This window comes from Amycolatopsis acidiphila (assembly GCF_021391495.1).
In the GTDB taxonomy this organism is placed as follows: domain Bacteria; phylum Actinomycetota; class Actinomycetes; order Mycobacteriales; family Pseudonocardiaceae; genus Amycolatopsis_E; species Amycolatopsis_E acidiphila.
On sequence record NZ_CP090063.1, the window covers coordinates 5,144,645 to 5,161,189 of the forward strand.

17 protein-coding genes and 3 pseudogenes are annotated in these 16,545 nt (G+C 69.5%); 14 read left to right on the forward strand and 6 right to left on the reverse strand.

The features are described from left to right. Positions 1-12: 12 nt before the first annotated feature. Positions 13-462: pseudogene (locus LWP59_RS25175) on the forward strand (TetR/AcrR family transcriptional regulator C-terminal domain-containing protein); the annotation flags it as partial. Positions 463-599: 137 nt separating this feature from the next. Here LWP59_RS25175 and LWP59_RS25180 read toward each other — a convergent pair. The 4 genes from LWP59_RS25180 to LWP59_RS25195 form a co-directional block, all read right to left on the reverse strand. Next, entirely contained in the window at positions 600-1,205 is a 606-nt protein-coding gene (locus LWP59_RS25180) for a sigma-70 family RNA polymerase sigma factor (protein ID WP_144633916.1), read from the reverse strand. A gap of 33 nt (positions 1,206-1,238) precedes the next feature. Further along, on the reverse strand, positions 1,239-1,631 hold the full coding sequence (locus tag LWP59_RS25185) for a tautomerase family protein (protein ID WP_144633913.1): 393 nt from the start codon (positions 1,629-1,631) through the stop codon (positions 1,239-1,241). 227 nt (positions 1,632-1,858) lie between these two features. Continuing rightward, entirely contained in the window at positions 1,859-2,938 is a 1,080-nt protein-coding gene (locus LWP59_RS25190; protein ID WP_144633910.1) for a lysylphosphatidylglycerol synthase transmembrane domain-containing protein, read from the reverse strand. Between the two features lie 55 nt (positions 2,939-2,993). Beyond that, the gene (locus tag LWP59_RS25195; protein ID WP_144633907.1) at positions 2,994-3,239 is read right to left on the reverse strand and encodes a hypothetical protein; all 246 of its coding nucleotides are present in this window, start codon (positions 3,237-3,239) and stop codon (positions 2,994-2,996) included. A gap of 220 nt (positions 3,240-3,459) precedes the next feature. Between LWP59_RS25195 and LWP59_RS25200 the strand changes: the two genes are divergently transcribed. Further along, the gene (locus LWP59_RS25200) at positions 3,460-4,110 is read left to right on the forward strand and encodes an MEDS domain-containing protein (RefSeq protein ID WP_144633904.1); all 651 of its coding nucleotides are present in this window, start codon (positions 3,460-3,462) and stop codon (positions 4,108-4,110) included. Continuing rightward, entirely contained in the window at positions 4,111-5,283 is a 1,173-nt protein-coding gene (locus LWP59_RS25205; protein ID WP_144633901.1) for a sensor histidine kinase, read from the forward strand. Between the two features lie 31 nt (positions 5,284-5,314). Here the strand turns inward: LWP59_RS25205 and LWP59_RS25210 are convergent, their stop codons facing one another. Then, positions 5,315-5,899, reverse strand: coding sequence for a hypothetical protein (locus tag LWP59_RS25210; protein WP_144633898.1), 585 nt, complete (start codon positions 5,897-5,899; stop codon positions 5,315-5,317). A gap of 300 nt (positions 5,900-6,199) precedes the next feature. Between LWP59_RS25210 and LWP59_RS25215 the strand changes: the two genes are divergently transcribed. The 6 genes and pseudogenes from LWP59_RS25215 to LWP59_RS25240 form a co-directional block, all read left to right on the forward strand. Beyond that, positions 6,200-7,171: an ABC-2 transporter permease gene (locus LWP59_RS25215; protein WP_144633897.1), complete on the forward strand. Its 972-nt coding sequence runs from the start codon at positions 6,200-6,202 to the stop codon at positions 7,169-7,171. Beyond that, entirely contained in the window at positions 7,168-8,667 is a 1,500-nt protein-coding gene (zwf, locus tag LWP59_RS25220; protein ID WP_144633894.1) for a glucose-6-phosphate dehydrogenase, read from the forward strand. The genes LWP59_RS25215 and zwf overlap by 4 nt, the downstream gene beginning before the upstream one ends. A 9-nt stretch (positions 8,668-8,676) precedes the next feature. After that, positions 8,677-9,546 (forward strand): class II glutamine amidotransferase, encoded by an 870-nt coding sequence (locus LWP59_RS25225; protein ID WP_144633892.1) that lies wholly within the window; start codon positions 8,677-8,679, stop codon positions 9,544-9,546. 4 nt (positions 9,547-9,550) lie between these two features. Then, a complete protein-coding gene (nhaA, locus tag LWP59_RS25230; protein ID WP_144633889.1) occupies positions 9,551-11,488 on the forward strand; it encodes a Na+/H+ antiporter NhaA in 1,938 nt (645 codons plus the stop codon). 138 nt (positions 11,489-11,626) lie between these two features. Next, the gene (locus LWP59_RS25235; protein WP_144633886.1) at positions 11,627-12,487 is read left to right on the forward strand and encodes an aldo/keto reductase; all 861 of its coding nucleotides are present in this window, start codon (positions 11,627-11,629) and stop codon (positions 12,485-12,487) included. Positions 12,488-12,711: 224 nt separating this feature from the next. Beyond that, positions 12,712-12,957, forward strand: a pseudogene (locus tag LWP59_RS25240) (hypothetical protein); the annotation flags it as partial. A 75-nt stretch (positions 12,958-13,032) separates the two neighbouring features. On the opposite strand, the gene LWP59_RS25245 reads toward LWP59_RS25240, so the two are convergent. After that, a complete protein-coding gene (locus tag LWP59_RS25245) occupies positions 13,033-13,179 on the reverse strand; it encodes a hypothetical protein (protein WP_229858027.1) in 147 nt (48 codons plus the stop codon). Positions 13,180-13,189: 10 nt separating this feature from the next. On the opposite strand from LWP59_RS25245, the gene LWP59_RS25250 reads away from it, so the two are divergent. The 5 genes and pseudogenes from LWP59_RS25250 (at position 13,190) to LWP59_RS40470 (ending at position 16,453) form a co-directional block, all read left to right on the forward strand. Then, positions 13,190-13,801: an MFS transporter gene (locus tag LWP59_RS25250; protein WP_233922010.1), complete on the forward strand. Its 612-nt coding sequence runs from the start codon at positions 13,190-13,192 to the stop codon at positions 13,799-13,801. A 116-nt stretch (positions 13,802-13,917) separates the two neighbouring features. Beyond that, complete coding sequence (locus LWP59_RS25255) at positions 13,918-14,883, forward strand: aldo/keto reductase (protein WP_144633883.1); 966 nt, start codon at positions 13,918-13,920, stop codon at positions 14,881-14,883. 14 nt (positions 14,884-14,897) lie between these two features. Then, on the forward strand, positions 14,898-15,749 hold the full coding sequence (locus LWP59_RS25260) for an NAD(P)-dependent oxidoreductase (protein WP_222425429.1): 852 nt from the start codon (positions 14,898-14,900) through the stop codon (positions 15,747-15,749). Positions 15,750-15,864: 115 nt separating this feature from the next. Continuing rightward, a pseudogene (locus LWP59_RS41160) lies at positions 15,865-16,041 on the forward strand (DUF1275 family protein); the annotation flags it as partial. 109 nt (positions 16,042-16,150) lie between these two features. After that, positions 16,151-16,453 carry a DUF1275 family protein gene (locus tag LWP59_RS40470; RefSeq protein ID WP_267903744.1) on the forward strand — a complete coding sequence of 101 codons (303 nt, stop codon included), beginning with the start codon at positions 16,151-16,153 and terminating at the stop codon, positions 16,451-16,453. Positions 16,454-16,545 lie beyond the last annotated feature (92 nt).

A 16,545-nucleotide genomic window follows, 5' to 3' on the forward strand; every position in this document is an offset into this window, starting at 1 on the left:
CCTTCGATACGCCGTACCGCCGGAGACGGCTGGCGGGAGGTGCTGCGGTCTCTTGCCGAAGCCACTCGGCACGCCGTTCACGAGCACGAATGGCTCGCCGATCTCCTGGGCGGCCGGCCCCAGCTCGGGCCGCAGGCGCTGGCCAGCGGGGAGACCGTGGTGGCCGCACTGGGTGGCGTCGACCTCGACGCCGTCATGCCGGTGGTCGCCGCGGTCAACGCGTACGTGATCGGCGCGGTGCGTCGGGAGATCGCCGAGCGACGTGCCGAACGGGCCACCGGGATGGACGAGAAGCGTTGGCAGGCCTCGCTCGGGCCCTATCTGGAACGGGCCTTCGCCACCGGCCGATTCCCGGCGCTGGCAACGGTGGTGCGCGATGCCGCGCACCTGGACGCCGACCAGACCTTCCGGATCGGCCTCGACTTCCTGCTCGACGGCATCGAAGCCCGCATCTCAAGGTGACGTGCGGACCTGCGAACGGTTCACCGGCGGCGGCCTCGAGCGCCCGGCCGCGGGTTCGATCCCTCCGGCATCGCCTGGCCATCGGACAAGTACCGGAGTCGGCACCGGGGTGCTCGAAGCCGATCGCGTCGGACTAACTAACTGGCAGGACACTGCTCGCCGAGTTCGGGGCGAGCGTGCCGGTCCTGCAGGTACTCGCGCAACAGACGCCGGCCGCGGTGAATACGGGACATCACCGTGCCGACGGGAGTGTCCATGATGCGCGCGATCTCCTTGTAGGCGAAGCCCCCGACGTCGGCGAGGTACACGGCGATGCGGAATTCCTCCGGCAGCAATCGCATGGCCCCTGTGAGATCGGAGCCCGGAAGGTGGTCGAGCGCGTCGGCCTCCGCTGAGCGTAGCCCCGTCGCGGTATGCGATTCGGCGCGCACCAACTGCCAGTCTTCGAGCACGTGCACGTCGCTGGGAGCCGGAGCCCGCTTGTTCTTGCGACAGGAGCTGATGAACGCGTTGGTGAGGATGCGATAGAGCCAGGCTTTCAGGTTGGTGCCCTCGTGGAACTGGTGAAAGGACACGTACGCCTTCAGGTACGTCTCCTGCGCGAGATCTTGCGCATCGTCCCGGTTGGACGTCAGGCGCAACGCCGCGGAGTAGACCTTGTCGTAGAACGGCAGTGCGTCCCGCTCGAACTGCCGTCTGTCGACGGTTCTGTCCGGAGAACGTCTCGTGATCGTGTGCGTCATCAATGTCCCAGTCCTTCCAGAAAATGCGCGTCGCTAGCTGAGCTCACCGGTCAGGAACTGGGCACGGCCTTGTCCGAACGACCAGTCCTCGTCCCCGTTTTCAGTGATGGTCACGATCAGATCCTTGGCGTCGAGACCGGTGTCGTGAGCGAGAGCACCCGCGAGTAGTGCGTAGAACCGCTCCTTCTGCGCGCGCTGACGTCGCCGGCTGACGAGGTGCACGATCACCAAACGTGCCGAGCGGGCGATACCCAGACCTGTGTCCAGGGCCGTGACCTCGTGCGCCGGATGGCTTCGGACCACCTGGTAGCGGTCGCGTTCCGGTACGTCGAACGCCCTTACGACTGCCGAGTGCACCGTGTCGAGCAGGGTTTGGATCTCGCCCGGCGCACGGCCGTCGAGAATGTCGATGTATACCAAGGGCATCGGTGTTCTCCTTCAAGGTGTTCGCGAATCAGCGACCGCCACCGGGAACGCCAAAGACACCACGGCGACGTCTCACCCGCTGGCCCAAAACACCATCCCTGCCACCGGCCCGTTCGCGCTTCCCGGCCAGCGGTCCACTTCCCTACTGGCTACCCGGAACGGGCGATGGCTGACGGTCGAAACCGCCCGCAGACCGGTGATCCCGTGCGCCCTGCTCGTAGCCGATCTCAGTCGGCCGACGGCTGCGGAGCGGACAGGTCCGCTACGTGCCGGTGGTGCCGGCCCGGGCTGGTGTGGATCCATACGCCATAGATCGCCCAACCGAGCAGCGACAGACCGAGCCAGCTGATGGCCCGGTACACCAGCACACTTGCGGCCGCGGGGCCGGGAGCGACGCCCGCGGTGACGAGCACCCCGAGCAGACCGGTCTCCGCCAGGCCGGCCCCACCCGGCAGGACCTGGAGCGCGATGCTGGCCTGCACGACCAGAAAGCCGACCGCGGCCACTGCCCACGGCACCGCAGGCCCTACTGCCACGATCACGGCGGTCAGCGTCACGTAGTCCAACAGCCAGCTGACCACGGCCAGACCGAACAGACCGAGCCATCGGATGCCCGGCCGCAACAGGGCCAACCGGGTGGCCAACCGTGCCGCACTCTGCTCGAGCCGCTGCGAGCGGCGGCTACGGCAGGTGGGGCAGCCGAGGGGTATCCGCCCGGCCGCCTCGAGCAGGCCGTGCAGGCCTCGTCGCAGCACCGCCGGATGCGTCAGCACGCCCCAGCCACCGCACGCGACCAGCACCACCAGCAGGGCGGCGAGCAACCCGGCCGGCAGGGGAACCCGGTGCGCCAGGCCGAGCGCGAGCGCGCCCAGCGCCACCAGCGTGATCATGTCGACCAACCCGGCGACCAGCACCGACCAGGACGCCAGTGCGGCGTCCACATTCCGGCGGCGCAACTGGTCGATCGCGTAGGCCAGCGCGCCGGCGCCACCCACGACCGGCACCGTGCTCGACACCGCGTTCTCCACGATGTTGATGCCTTGCACGGTGGGTACGGACAGGCGCGCACCGCCCACCAGGAGCAACTGCCGGTGCAGCTCCCCGTACACGCCCAGAGCCGCCACGCTGCACCCCACCGCGAGACCCAGCCATCCCCACCGCAGCTGGGCCAGCTGCGTGCCCGAGCCGGCCACCTCACCGACGAACCCCGGTATCCGCCACGCCAGGTAGCCGAGTGCGGCACCGACGATCGCCCAGTGCATCGCCTTGCGCGAGTGCCTGCGGACTGCCGTGCGCCAGGCGGTCACCGGGATACTCCTCCCGCCATCGCTGAACGAAGCCGCATGCGGTCTTCCCGGCCAGTCACCGCGTCGCTGTCAGGGCTGTCATTTCCAGCCAGATACGACGATCGAGCAGCAGGTCGATGTCAGCCCAGAACTTCTCCAGGACCTCGTGGCGCCACGCTGCGGTGTGTTCGATTCTTCGGTACAGCCGGGCGATGTGATGGTCCACCGTGGACGTGTCCGGGCACAGGTAAAGCGTGCCGCTGCGCCCGGTGACCGTAGTGAGCTCCCCGGGGAAGAACCGGTCGGACGCCGGCTCGTTCATCGGTGTCATGGAAAGAGCCTCGCAGCAACGCTCCCTGCGCACATTGCCGCCAGCGGTCGTCACGGTCCGGTGCTGCCCGGAATACGAGGACACCAGCTAGCCGGTATGGACGGCTACCCGAGGCAGGGCGCGCAGGTTCGCCGCTCCGGACCGAGCTCGCCGAGGCGGTCCGGGAGTAGACTGCGCCAGCAGTCGTCTATCTCCAGACGAAGGTGACCCCATGGCAGGCGACAACACCTCACTGCGCATCGCGCCGGACGTGCTCGGTCGAAACCGCCACATCTGCGCGTTGTTCAACAGCATGGACGAGCACTACAGCGTGCTTCGCTCCTTCATCACCGATGGCTTCGCCCAGGGCAACCGGGCTTTCCACCTCGTTGATCCCGAGCGACGGGAGGACCATCTCGCACGGCTCGCCGACGCTGGGGTCGACGTGGCCGGCGCCGTCGGCACCGGGCAACTCGAGGTGCATCCCTGGCAGGACGGCCCGCTGCACGCGGACCGGTTCGACCAGGACGTCTGGTTCGAGGAGTTCGAGCAGGTGCTCCGGTCCGGTCCTGCTTCGGGGTACGTCCCGACGAGGTTTCTCGCGCAGATGGAATGGGCGCTGGCCGACCTGCCGGGCATCGAGGACATGATCGAGTTCGAGACACGGGTCAACTACGTCGTGCCGAAGTACGACGACGTGGTGATCTGCGCCTACGACCTGTCGAAGTTCGGAGCACGCACGGTGGTTTACGCCTTGCGGACGCATCCCCTGGTGATCGTCGGCGGGCTGCTCCAGGAGAACCCGTTCTACGTGGAGCCCGGCGAGCTCCTGCGCGAGCTACGGGAGCGGCGGGCCCACGCCGGCACCGGAATGGCGCGCTGAATGCCCGTCGACACCCTGCACGCCGCGCTCAGGGATCTGGTCGCGCTCTCGGCGATCCCAGCCATGTGGGTCGGACAGGAACCGCCTGCCGTCGTGACGGGGCTCGCCGACGCACTGGCCGAGCTGTTGAGGCTCGACTTCGTGTTCGTGCGGCTGGGTGGTCCGGCAGGTGCCGTCGACGTCGCGCGAGGCCGCGCGTGGCAGAGCTTTCCGGAGTGGCTGAGCCGCCACGCTGCCCCGAGCACCCAGTTCCCGGCCAAGGCGCTCGTGGTCGACATCGCCGACGATCTGACGCCATGCCGCGGCGTCGTCATCCGCATCGGCGTCAACGGCGAAGGCGGCCTCGTCGCCGCCGCCAGCGAACGGGACGATTTTCCGACCGCGATCGAACAGCTGCTGCTGTCACTGGCCACGAACCAGGCCGCGACGGCCTTCGAGAACGCGCGCCTCGTCCAGGAACGTCGACGGGCCGAAGAGGGGCTCCGGCAAGCCAGGGACGAGCTCGAGGTGAAGGTCGCCGAGCGGACGGTTGAGCTCGACAGGAGCCGGATGGAGCTCGCCGCCTCCCGCGCACGCATCGTCACCGCGGCGGACGAGGCGCGCCGCCGGATCGAACGAGACCTGCACGACGGCGTGCAACAACGACTCGTCACCGCCATCCTGGCGCTGCGCGCGATCCAGGCCGCGGTCCCGGCAGGCGGCCAGCTCGAGGACGAGCTCACGGACGCGGCGAAAGGTCTGGCGAGCGCGCTCGACGAGCTGGCGGAGATCTCCCGCGGCATCCACCCCGCGGTACTGGCGAAAGGCGGCCTCGCGGCAGCCTTGGAGACGCTCGCGCGACGATCCCCGGTTCCGGTGGACCTCGAGCTGGGCACGCATTGGCGGCTGCCCGCGCCGATCGAGGTGGCCGCCTATTACGTCGTCTGTGAAGCGCTCACCAACGTCGCGAAACACGCCGAGGCGTCCACGGCGCGGGTCACCGTCGCCGTACGTGACGAGTTCCTCGAACTCTCGATCCGTGACAACGGCCGAGGAGGGGCCGACGCCAACCACGGCTCCGGGCTCATCGGGCTGGCCGACCGAGTCGACGCCCTCGGCGGGACGATCGAGATAACCAGTCCGGTCGGCGCGGGAACGACGCTCAGGGTCATGCTTCCCGTCACAGCCGGCTGATCATCCGCCTCGACCACCGCGGCGGTGAGCGCTATGTGGGCCAGTGGTACCCGAGGGCGAAATCGACGGTAACGGCGTAGGCCAGGTACATCAGCCAGAAGCCCGTCAGGATGCGGAACAGACCCAGTGCTCGCTCGGCGAGCGCAACCCCGGTGGAGACGAAGAACTCGGTGACGTACACGGCGAGCAGACCGGCGAACACCAGTCCGACCGGCCAGTCCCCCACCGCGAAGAACACGGTCGCGCCCATCGCCGAGATGACCAGGTAGGCCACCGACAGCCCGGCGTTGGGACGCGGGTCGTTGCCGCGGTAGCGGTTCCAGCCGATCGCGAACCAGTGAATCCCGTACGCCGAGAATGCCAGCGCCGCCATGTACAGCGGCGGTTCCCTGAACACCTGGAACCAGCTCAACCCGATGAACAGGATGATGCCGGCGACGAACTGGCAGAACCCCGGCATCCAGATTCCCCACACGCCGAGCGACCGGTCCACCGGCTCGTCGCGCCTGGGCCAGCCGAACAACTCCTGTGGCCCCCAGACCAGATAGCCGGTGCCCAGGCCGAAGAAGCCCAGCGCCAGCGGCGGAAAGGCCGACGTGGCGAAGGTCAGCTCCATGTCATTTCTCCTCCTGTGAAGCGGTTCCCGTAGCGGGACCGACCTCGTGGCGCGGTTTCGGTGGCTGAACAACGCCACTCGCAGAACATCCCCTGGCCGTCAAGCGAAACCCATGGCCCCGATGATCGCGGGCCGGGGTGAACCGAGGCGAGCCCGCTGGCTGGACAACGGCATACCGGCTAGCGGGAAGCACCCGGCACTGGCTAGCGGTAAGCCGGGCCGCCCGCTGGCGTCGATGCCGGACGGCGTCCGGTCCGGAAGTCTGTGGTAGACGGCTCGACGAACGAAGGACGAGGCTCGATGAGCGCTCCGGCGCAGCACCACCGGTCAGCCACGGAACGCGCTGTTGTCATCGCCGTTCTGGCGATCGTCATGGGCTCGCTGTTCGTCGCGTCGTATTCGCTCGCGCTCGGCGACCCGGTACCGCACCACATCGACGCCGCGCTCGTCGGAGACCCGGCCGCGGATCCTTCGACGGTGGCCACCGTGCAACGCGTGGCAGGTGACGGGCTCGTGTTCCACGACTATGCCTCGGTGCCGGCCGCCCTGCACGCGGTCGACGAGCAGGATGTCTACGCGGCCCTCGACCTCACGTCGTCGACCCCGACGCTGTACGTGGCCGGTGCGGCGGGCGCATCCGTCGCACGGGTGCTGGAGCAGGTCGCCGCCGCGAATCCGGCAGTACGTGTGGTGGACACCCATCCGCTCGGGACGCATGACCCGAACGGGGTGGAGATCTTCTATCTCATGCTCGTCGCCACGATCGTCGGGTTCATCACGGTGTTCCAGGTGAGCGCGAACGCGGGCCCGTTCTCGCTGCGCAGGTGGGCGGCGTTCGTGGCAGGCCTCGCGGTGGGCGCATCGCTGGTCTTCACCCTCGTCGACGGGCTGCTACTGCACCGGCTCAGCTTGCCGGTGCCGGAGAGCTGGGGCATCCTCGCCCTGCACATCCTGGCAGTCGCTTCGTTCTGTTCGCTGATGGTCGTGCTGATCGGCCGCTGGGCGATCGTGCCCACCTGGCTGTTGTTCGTCGTGCTGGGCAACAGCTCGTCCGGCGGAGCGGTCGCGCCGCCGCTGCTTCCCGCCCCGTTCGCGTTCGTCTCGCAGTGGCTGCCCTCGGGCGCCACGGTGACCTCCCTGCGCGAGGCGGTCTACTTCCCGGCCTACCAGCACGCCGGGCCGATCGCCGTGCTCGCCGTCTGGGCGGCGGCCCTCTTCACGGCGATGGTCCTGGTCTCACACCGACTCGGCAGGAGCCCGGGAACCACATGAAGGATCTATCCGGTAACGCGCCAGTGACCTCGACGTCCTCCCGGCGGGGAGAGGCCGGGGCATCCCCGCGGCCGGACGACCACGTCATCGTCCTGTTCGGGGCGACCGGTGACCTTGCCGCGCGCAAGCTGTTGCCGGGACTGTTCCACCTGGCCGCGGTCGGCCTGCTGCCGGACCGATACCGGGTCATCGGCTCATCCCGGCGGGACATCAGCGACGCCGAGTTCCGCGAGCGTGCCCGCGAGGCGATCGACAGGTTCGGCACCAGCAAGCCGACGGGCGAGACCTGGCAAGCGTTCCGGCAGACGCTCTCGTTCGCGAGCGCGAGCCCCGGCGACACCACAGCGCTGGGGGCCGCGATCAGGCGAGCGGAGCGGGATGTCGGTGGTTCCCCGCGGCGGCTGTTCCACCTCGCGGTCCCACCGGCGGCCTTCGCGCCGACCGTGACCATGCTCGGCGCCGCCGGCCTCGCACACGGGTCCCGCGTCGTCATCGAGAAGCCGTTCGGCACCGACCTGCGGTCCGCTCGCGAGCTGAACAGGACAGTCGGCGCCGTCTTCGACGAGTCGCAGGTCTTCCGGATCGACCACTTCCTCGGCAAGGAGTCCGTCGAGAACATCCTGGCCTTCCGGTTCGCCAACGGCCTGTTCGAGCCGGTGTGGAACCACCGGCACATCAGCTACGTGCAGATCGACGTGCCGGAGACGCTGTCGATCGAAGGACGCGCCGGCTTCTACGACCAGACCGGCGCCTACCGGGACATGATCGTCACCCACCTGTTGCAGGTCCTGGGGTTTCTGGCCATGGAGCCGCCCACCGCACTGGACGCCAGGCACCTGCGTGCGGAGACGGCCAAGGTCTTCGACGCGCTGCGGCCGATCGACGTGCGGCACGTCGTGCGCGGCCAGTACTCGGGCTACCGCGACGAGCCCGGTGTCGCACCGGCATCACAGACCGAGACCATGGCCGCGGTGCGGGTCGAGATCGACAACTGGCGCTGGGCCGGGGTTCCGTTCTTCCTGCGTTCGGGCAAGAAGCTCGGCGCGAGCCGGCAGGTGGTGACCCTCGGCTTCCACGAGCCGCCCCTGCGGATGTTCCCGATCGGCGAGACCGACACCCCGGACGGGCGGAACGAGATCGTCATCGACTTCGCGGACCCGGGCTCCATCACCGTGGATCTGCTGGCCAAGGTGCCCGGTGCGCAGATGCGGCTCGGGGGCGCCGGGATGGTCTTCCGCTACGCCGACTCGTTCTGCGCCGCCAACAGCCTCGAGGGCTACGAACGGCTCCTCCTGGAGGCAATGCTCGGCGATCAGTCCCTGTTCACCCAGGCCGCGGCGGTGGAACGCCTGTGGGAGATCTCCAGCCCGCTCCTGGAGAACCCGCCACCGATCCAGCCGTACGCGCCAGGCTCATGGGGCCCGCAGCCGTCGGTCGACCAGCTCATCATGCCGTTCCGCTGGCGCCTCCCACACGCCGGCTCGCCCCGAGATTGAAGGTCCACCATGTGTCGTTTGTTCGGACTGTCGGCCGCCCCGCGGCGTGTGCGTGCCACGTTCTGGCTACTGGACGCCACCGACAGCCTGGCTCAGCAGAGCCGCCGGGAACCGGACGGAACGGGGTTGGGCGTGTTCGCCGCGGGCGGCAAGCCGGTGGTGGACAAGCAACCGTTGCCCGCCTGTCAGGACCCGGCGTTCGTCCTCGATGCGAAGGAACGCGCGTCGACGACGTTCCTGGCGCACATTCGCTATGCCTCCACCGGCGGGCTCGACCCGCGCAACACCCACCCGTTCGAGCAACACGGCCGGTTGTTCGCGCACAACGGCGTCCTCGGGGATCTGCCGAGGCTGGAGGCACAACTCGGCGACCACCGCGACCTGGTGGCCGGCGACACCGACTCGGAGCGGTTCTTCGCGCTCATCACGAAGCAGATCGACGCGCACGGCGGCGACGTCGGCGCCGGGATAACCGCTGCGGCCAGGTGGCTGGCCGAGAACCTGCCGGTGTACGCGATCAACCTGATCCTGACCACGCCGACCGAGCTGTGGGCGCTGCGCTATCCGGACACGCACGATCTGTTCCTCCTGCGCCGCGCCCCGGGCGGCCCCCACGGCGACAGGCGACTCGAGCACGCGAGCACCGCCGGCCATGGCCATGCCCGTTCCGACGCATTGTCCGAGCATCCGGCGGTGGTGGTCGCCAGCGAGCGGATGGACGACGACCCCGGCTGGCAGCCGCTGCGTCCCGGTGAGCTGCTGCACGTCGACGACCAGCTCGTCTGCGTGCGCCGCATCGTCATCGACCACCCGCCGCGTCACCTGCTCTCCCCGCGCGAACTCGGTGCCGGGACCGCGACGTCGCAAGCGGCAACCTGAGCAGATGGTCCACGAGGTTCGAGGTGTGCCGGAACGCCAGGCATCCGGCCGGACGTTCTCCGATCGGACCGCCTGGGCGCGCGGGGTGCGAACGCCGTTGCGTGAGTTCCTGCGCACCGAGACCGGCGGGGCGGTGGTCCTGCTGGCCGCGACGGTCGTCGCGCTGGTCTGGGCCAACGTGCATCCCTCGTCGTACGAGGCGGTATGGGGCACGCGGCTGTCGGTCCGCGTCGCTGAACACGGTATTTCGCAGAACCTGCGCTGGTGGGTGAACAGCGGCTTGATGACCTTCTTCTTCTTCGTCGTCGGTCTGGAGGCGCGTCGCGAGTTCGACCTGGGTGAGCTGCGTGACCGGCGCCGCCTCGCGCTGCCGCTGGTCGCCGGCATCGGTGGGATGCTGGTACCGGTCGCGATCTTCCTCGCCGTGAACGCCGGACGTCCCTCCGCCCACGGCTGGGGCGTGGTCATGTCGACGGACACGGCGTTCGCGCTCGGGATACTCGCGCTGGCCGGACAGCGTCTTCCGGCGCGGCTGCGGACGTACCTGCTCACGGTGTCCGTCGTCGACGACCTCGTCGCGCTCGTGGTCATCGCGACCGTGTACAGCGGAAAGGTGGCCGTGCCGCCGTTGCTCGTCGCATTCGGCGTCTTCGGGGTCGTCCTGCTCGTTCGCGCGCTCGGTGTCCGTCTCGGCCTGGTGTACGCGTTGTTGGGCACGGCGGCGTGGTTGGCACTGAACTCATCCGGGGTGGAGCCGATCGTGATCGGCCTGGCGATCGGGATGCTCACCTCCGCCTACCCCGCCGCGCGCAGCGACCTCGAACGCGCGAGTGAGGTCTTCCGGCTCTTCCGGGAACAACCCACTCCGGAACTCGCACGCTCGGCACAGACCGGCGTCGCCGCGGCGCTGTCCCCGAACGAGCTGCTCCAGCAGCGCTACCACCCGTGGACCAGCTACGTGATCGTGCCGCTGTTCGCACTCGCGAACGCGGGGATCACGATCAACCCCGACTTCCTTGCCCGCGCCTACACGTCGCCGGTCACGCTGGGGATCCTGTTCGGGTACGTCAGCGGGAAGCCGATCGGGATCTTCGGCCTCTCGTGGCTCGTCACGCGGGTCAGCCGTGGCAGGCTTCGCCCGCCGGTCGGTTGGGCGGCCGTCGCCGCCGGGGCCACCGTTGCCGGCGTCGGTTTCACTGTCGCCCTGCTGGTGGCGGCACTCACCTTCACCGGCGAACAGCTGGCGGAGGCGAAGCTCGGCATCCTGTCCGCGGCGTTGGTCGCGTCGGTCGGCACCTGGGTCCTCTCCCGGGTCACCGGCCTGCTCCCAGCACATCGGCGTACCCGCGCACTGCTGGGCACGGCCCAGACCATCGTCGACCTCGCCGTACCGGTCGACCCGGACCGCGACCACATCCGCGGCCCGGAGGACGCCCCGGTCACCGTGGTCGAGTACGGCGATTTCCAGTGCCCGTACTGCGGTCAGGCGGAAGCCGTGATCCGTGAGCTGCTCGACGGCCGGGGCGACGTGCGGTACGTGTGGCGGCATCTACCACTGTCCGATGTGCACCCATACGCCCGCTACGCCGTGGACGCAGCCGAGGCTGCCGCGAAGCAGGGGGCGTTCTGGCAGATGTACGACCTGCTCTTCGCCCACCAGGACGCGCTCCGTCCCAGCGACCTGATCCACTACGCAGGAGTACTCGGCCTCGACGTCGGCCGTTTCCGCGACGACTTCCGAGGCCATGCCGGCACCGCCAGGGTGGCGGAGGACATCGAGTCGGCCGACCTGAGCGGGGTTTCCGGCACGCCGACGTTCTTCATCAACGGGCGGCGGCACTACGGCGCCTACGACAGGGCCACGCTCTCGGCGGCCGCGCATACCGCCCACAAGCGCGCCGTCAGCGCGAACGATGTCAGCACGGTGCCGTACAACGGGTGATGTGCTGCGAAGCGTGTTCCCGCTACCGGGAAATCGAGTTGGCCACTGCCCGGAATGACAGGGCCCTCACCACCGCCGATCGTGGGGTCAGGGGCCACGCGAATGCGGCTGGTCCATTCACGAAGGGACTCTGGAGCCATGACAGCGTCGAACCCCGGACACGCCGGAACGGCAGGCACGATCGAAGTGGGCGGTGACCTGACGGTCAACCGCCTCGGCTTCGGCGCGATGCGGATCACCGGTGAGGGCATCTGGGGCCCGCCGGTCGACCGTGAAGAGGCGAAGGCGGTGTTGCGGCGCGCGGTCGAGCTGGGTGTCACCTTCATCGACACCGCCGACTCGTACGGGCCGCACGTCAGCGAGGAGCTGATCGCCGAGGCACTGCACCCGTACCCGGACGACCTGGTGATCGCCACCAAGGGCGGGCTGGAGCGCACCGGTCCGGGACAATGGCCGGTCAACGGTCGGCCCGAGCACCTGATCGAGGCCTGCGAGGGCAGCCTGCGGCGGCTCGAGCTCGACCACATCCCGCTCTACCAGTTCCACCGGCCCGACCCCGCCGTGCCGCTGGAGGACTCGATCGGCGCCCTGGTCACCCTGAAGGAACAGGGCAAGATCCGGCACATCGGGCTGTCCAACGTCACCGAGGACCAGCTGCGGCGCGCCCAGCGGCTCACGCCCGTCGTGTCCATCCAGAACCGCTACAACCTCGGCGACCGGCGATCAGAACCGCTCATCGACCTCTGCGAGCAGGAACGGATCGTCTTCCTGCCCTGGGCACCGATCCAGGACCTCGACGGCAACCCGGCCGTGCGGCAGCTGGCACGGCAGCACGACGCCACACCACGGCAGATCGTGCTCGCCTGGCTCCTGGCCCGCTCCCCCGCGATCCTGCCGATCCCCGGCACCGGCACCGTGTCCCACCTGGAGGCCAACATCGCCGCCGCCGCGATCAAGCTGGCCCCGGCCGAGACCGACTCCCTGAACACCGCCGGCTGACGCACGCGGCTGCCGGTGTCCGACCTTTTCCTTTGGGCGCCACACTGTTCGCGGCGGCCAAGGGCACGCCGCCCTGGCGCGGTGGCGGGGGGCTGAGCGCCGCGGCCGGTACTTGCCGGTCAAGAAGTTTTAGCCAGCGCGAAAAAGCGCAGCCCGGAGAGGTTTCGCCACGGCAGCTGCGGTACGCCGCCGCCATCCGTCCTGAACTGATCCATTGTGGACACTTGGAGCGCCTGGGATGGGCGTGGCCCGGCATCGAGCGCGCGCCGTGTCCCGCACGGGCGGTTAACGGGAATCCCCGAACTGCGGTCAACGGCACCTACTGGGCCGGGGCGATCATCGGCACCCTCGGCACGCTCATCCTGCTCAACCGGATCGGCCTGTCGCTGGGCTGGCGGCTCGGCTTCCGGATCGGCCCGGTGCTGGCACTGGTGATCCTGTTCGTCCGCCGGAACCTGCCGGAGAGCCCCCGCTGGCAGGTCGCGAACGGCCATGTTGCCCAGGCCGACGCGACCGTCACCGACATCGAGCGCGCGATAGTGGCATCAGGCCGCACCCTGCCCCCGGTCGACGACCGCGCGGCCATCGAGCTGCGCCCCGCCGATGGGCTCGGCCACCTCGCATTGACCAGGGTGCTGTTCCGGCTCTACCCGCGCCGTGCGGTGCTCGGCGCCTCCCGCGATCTTCTTCACCTACACGCTGGTGGCCAACTTCTACGGTGTCTCCGCGCAGTCCGCGCCGGTGTACCTGATCGTGTTCGCGGTCGGGAACCTGCTCGGCCCGCTGACGATCGGCCATCTGTTCGACACCGTCGGCCGTCGCCGGATGATCTCCAGCACCCATCTCATGTCCGGCGCACTGCTGGGCCTGACCGCGTTCCTGTTCTACGCGGGGGCGCTGAACGCCCTGACCCAGACCATCGCCTGGTGCGTCATCTTCTACTTCGCCTCCGCCGGTGCCAGCTCCGCCTACCTCACCGTGAGCGAGATCTTGCCCATCGAAGTGCGTGCGAAAGCGATCGCGGTGTTCTTCGCCATCGCGCAGTGCTTCGGCGCACTCGGGCCCGGTCGTCTACGGCGCGCTGATCGGCGACGGCGCGCACCCGGTGGGTCTGTTCATCGGCTACCTGTTCGGCGCATTCGTGATGGCGGTCGGCGGTCTCATCGCCCTGGTTCTCGGCGTTGCTGCCGAGGGCAGGTCACTGGAGGACATCGCCACCCCGCTGTCCGCCACCGGCCGGCCGCCACGGCGAGTCGCCTGACCGTTTGGTCGCACTCGCCGGCTCTGGCAACGGGCATGGCAGGTAACCGGTAGGCCCGAAGTGCCGGTGGCCGGGGGCGCCGATGCACGCTGGCGGTGACGACACGCGCGCCGTTCCCGGCGATGCTCGAGGTACGAACCGCCTCGATCGCTCAAGGGAGAAGTAGCACATGCGACAGGTTTGTCTCGGCTCGACCGGCCTCGAGGTCTCCGCCATCGCGTTCGGCACGTGGGCGTTCGGCGGCGACTGGGGCACGGTCGACATCGAGGAGAGCACCGCCGTCATCCACAAGGCGCTGGACCTCGGCATCACCTTGTTCGACACCGCCCAGGGCTACGGGTTCGGCGCCGCCGAGCGGCTGCTCGGGGACGCGCTCCGGCAGCGGGTGAAGCGCGAGGACGTCGTCATCGCCACCAAGGGCGGTCTGCGAATGGACGGCGACGCCCTGGTCCGGGACGCCGGCGCGACCTGGCTTCGCGAGGGCGTCGAGTCCAGCCTGCGCAGCCTCGGCACCGATCATATCGACCTCTTCCAGATCCACTGGCCCGACCCGAACACCCCCGCCGAGGAGACCGCGCAGGCGCTGGAGCGGCTCGTCGGCGAAGGCAAGATCCGTTACGTCGGCGTCTCGAACTACGGCGTCGAGGAGATGGAGGAGCTGCGCACGCTCGGCCGGCTGGAAACCCTGCAGCCGCCGTACCACATGTTCCACCGGGACATCGAAACCGAGATCCTGCCCTACACCGCGAAGCACGACCTCGGCGTGCTGGTGTACGGACCGCTGGCCCACGGCCTGCTCGGCGGCCGGATGTCACCGGCCACGACGTTCGCTGCGGACGACTGGCGCGGCAAGAGCCTCGACTTCACCGGCGAGACGTTCCTGCGGAACCTGCGAGTGGTGGACCGGCTCAAGGAGTTCGCCGCGGACCGGGGCATCACCCTGCCCACTCTCGCGGCCGGCTGGACGCTGGCCCACCCGGCGATCGACGTGACGATCGTCGGCGCCCGCCGCCCGTCCCAGCTCAACTACACGGCCGCCGCCGATCTGCCCCTCTCGGAGCAGGACCTGGCGGAGATCGACCTGATCCTCGCGGACTCGGTGCCCATGTGGGGTCCGCACCCGGAAGGCATGTGAGAAAGGAGAAACCGGTGGCAAAGCTCGCATTTCTGGGCCTGGGCCTGATGGGAACGCCGATGGCGACCCGGCTGCTCGAGGCCGGCCACGACGTCACCGTCTGGAACCGGACCGCCGCCAGGACCGGGCCCCTCGTCGACAGCGGAGCACGGGCAGCGGATTCCCCCGCCGAGGCGGTGGCCGGCGCCGACACCGTGTTCACGATGCTGGCCAACCCAGCGGCGCTGGACCAGGTGCTCAGCGGCGAGCTGGTCGCCACGCTGCGTCCCGGGCAGGTGCTCGTCGACATGTCCACGGTGGGCCCGGCGGAGATCCGCTCGCTCGCCCGGCGACTGCCCGGCGAGGTCACCCTCGTCGACTCCCCCGTACGCGGAAGCGTGCCCGAGGCGACCGAGGGCCGGCTCATCATCTACACCGGCGCGACCGCGGCGGCCTACGAGAAGGTCCGGCCGCTGCTCACCGTGCTCGGCACTCCGCACCACGTGGGCGGCCCAGGAGCGGGCGCCGCGACCAAAGTGGTCGTCAACCTGACTCTCGGCGTCGCCATGACGGCGCTCGGCGAAGCCCTCGCGCTCGGCGACACACTCGAGCTCGACCGCTCGACCCTGCTGGACATCCTGGCGGAGTCACCACTCGGGGCCACCGTCCGCGCCAAGCGGGCCAACCTCGAATCCGGGACATACCCGCCCAGCTTCAAGCTCAGTCTCGCTCTCAAGGACCTCCACCTGGTCACCGCGACAGCTGCCCAGCAACTCCCGATCGCGGCGGCGACCCTCGGCTGGCTGGAGCGGGCGACCCACGAGTCGGCGACCGACCCCGACTTCTCGGCGGTCGTGGAGACCATCCGCGCAGCCCGTCTCCGCTGACCGACGGAGGTTGTGCCGACCATGGACCTGCCGATCGAGCGGCCACAGGCTGGTGGGCGCCATGCTGGTCCTGACCGCGGTCACCGGCCTGATCGACGCGGTGAGCTATCTGCGGATGGGTCACGTGTTCGTCGCCAACATGACCGGAAACGTCGTCTTCCTCGGCTTCAGCCTGAAACCGGGCTCCGGGCTCTCACTGCCCGCCTCCGCGGTCGCCATCGGCGCGTTCCTCGCCGGTGCGCTGGCAGGCGGCCGGCTCGCCGTCCGCCTCACCGACCGGCCCCGAACCTGGCTGCGCGCCGCCTTCACCAGCCAGGCCGTCATCCTCGCGGTGGTCGCCCTGCTCGGCGGACTCGGCGTGCTGAGCTACACCGGGCATCGGGCCGCTGATCACCACCGCCGTGCTCGCGGTCAGCTTCGGCCTGCAGAACGCCACCGTCCGCCGCATCGCCGCGGCGGACCTGACGACCACGGTGCTCACGATGACCCTCACCGGCCTGGCCGCCGACAGCCGCCTCGCGGGCGGCTCGGGCGCGCGCCCGCACCGGCGACTCGGTTCCGTGCTGGCCATGTTCGCCGGCGCCGCCGCCGGCGCGCTCCTGCTGTGGGGCACCAACCCCACGGTGGTCATCACCCTCGCCACGGCCCTGGTCGTCATCGTCACCACGCTGCTGACCACACCTCGCGGCGTCGCGCACCGGTAGCCACTCGCCCGGAAGCCCGCAGGACACCGGCCCTGCCGCCACCCGGCGGGCTGTGCAAGGAAAAAGGTGCCCCGCAGGGCGATGCGACAAGC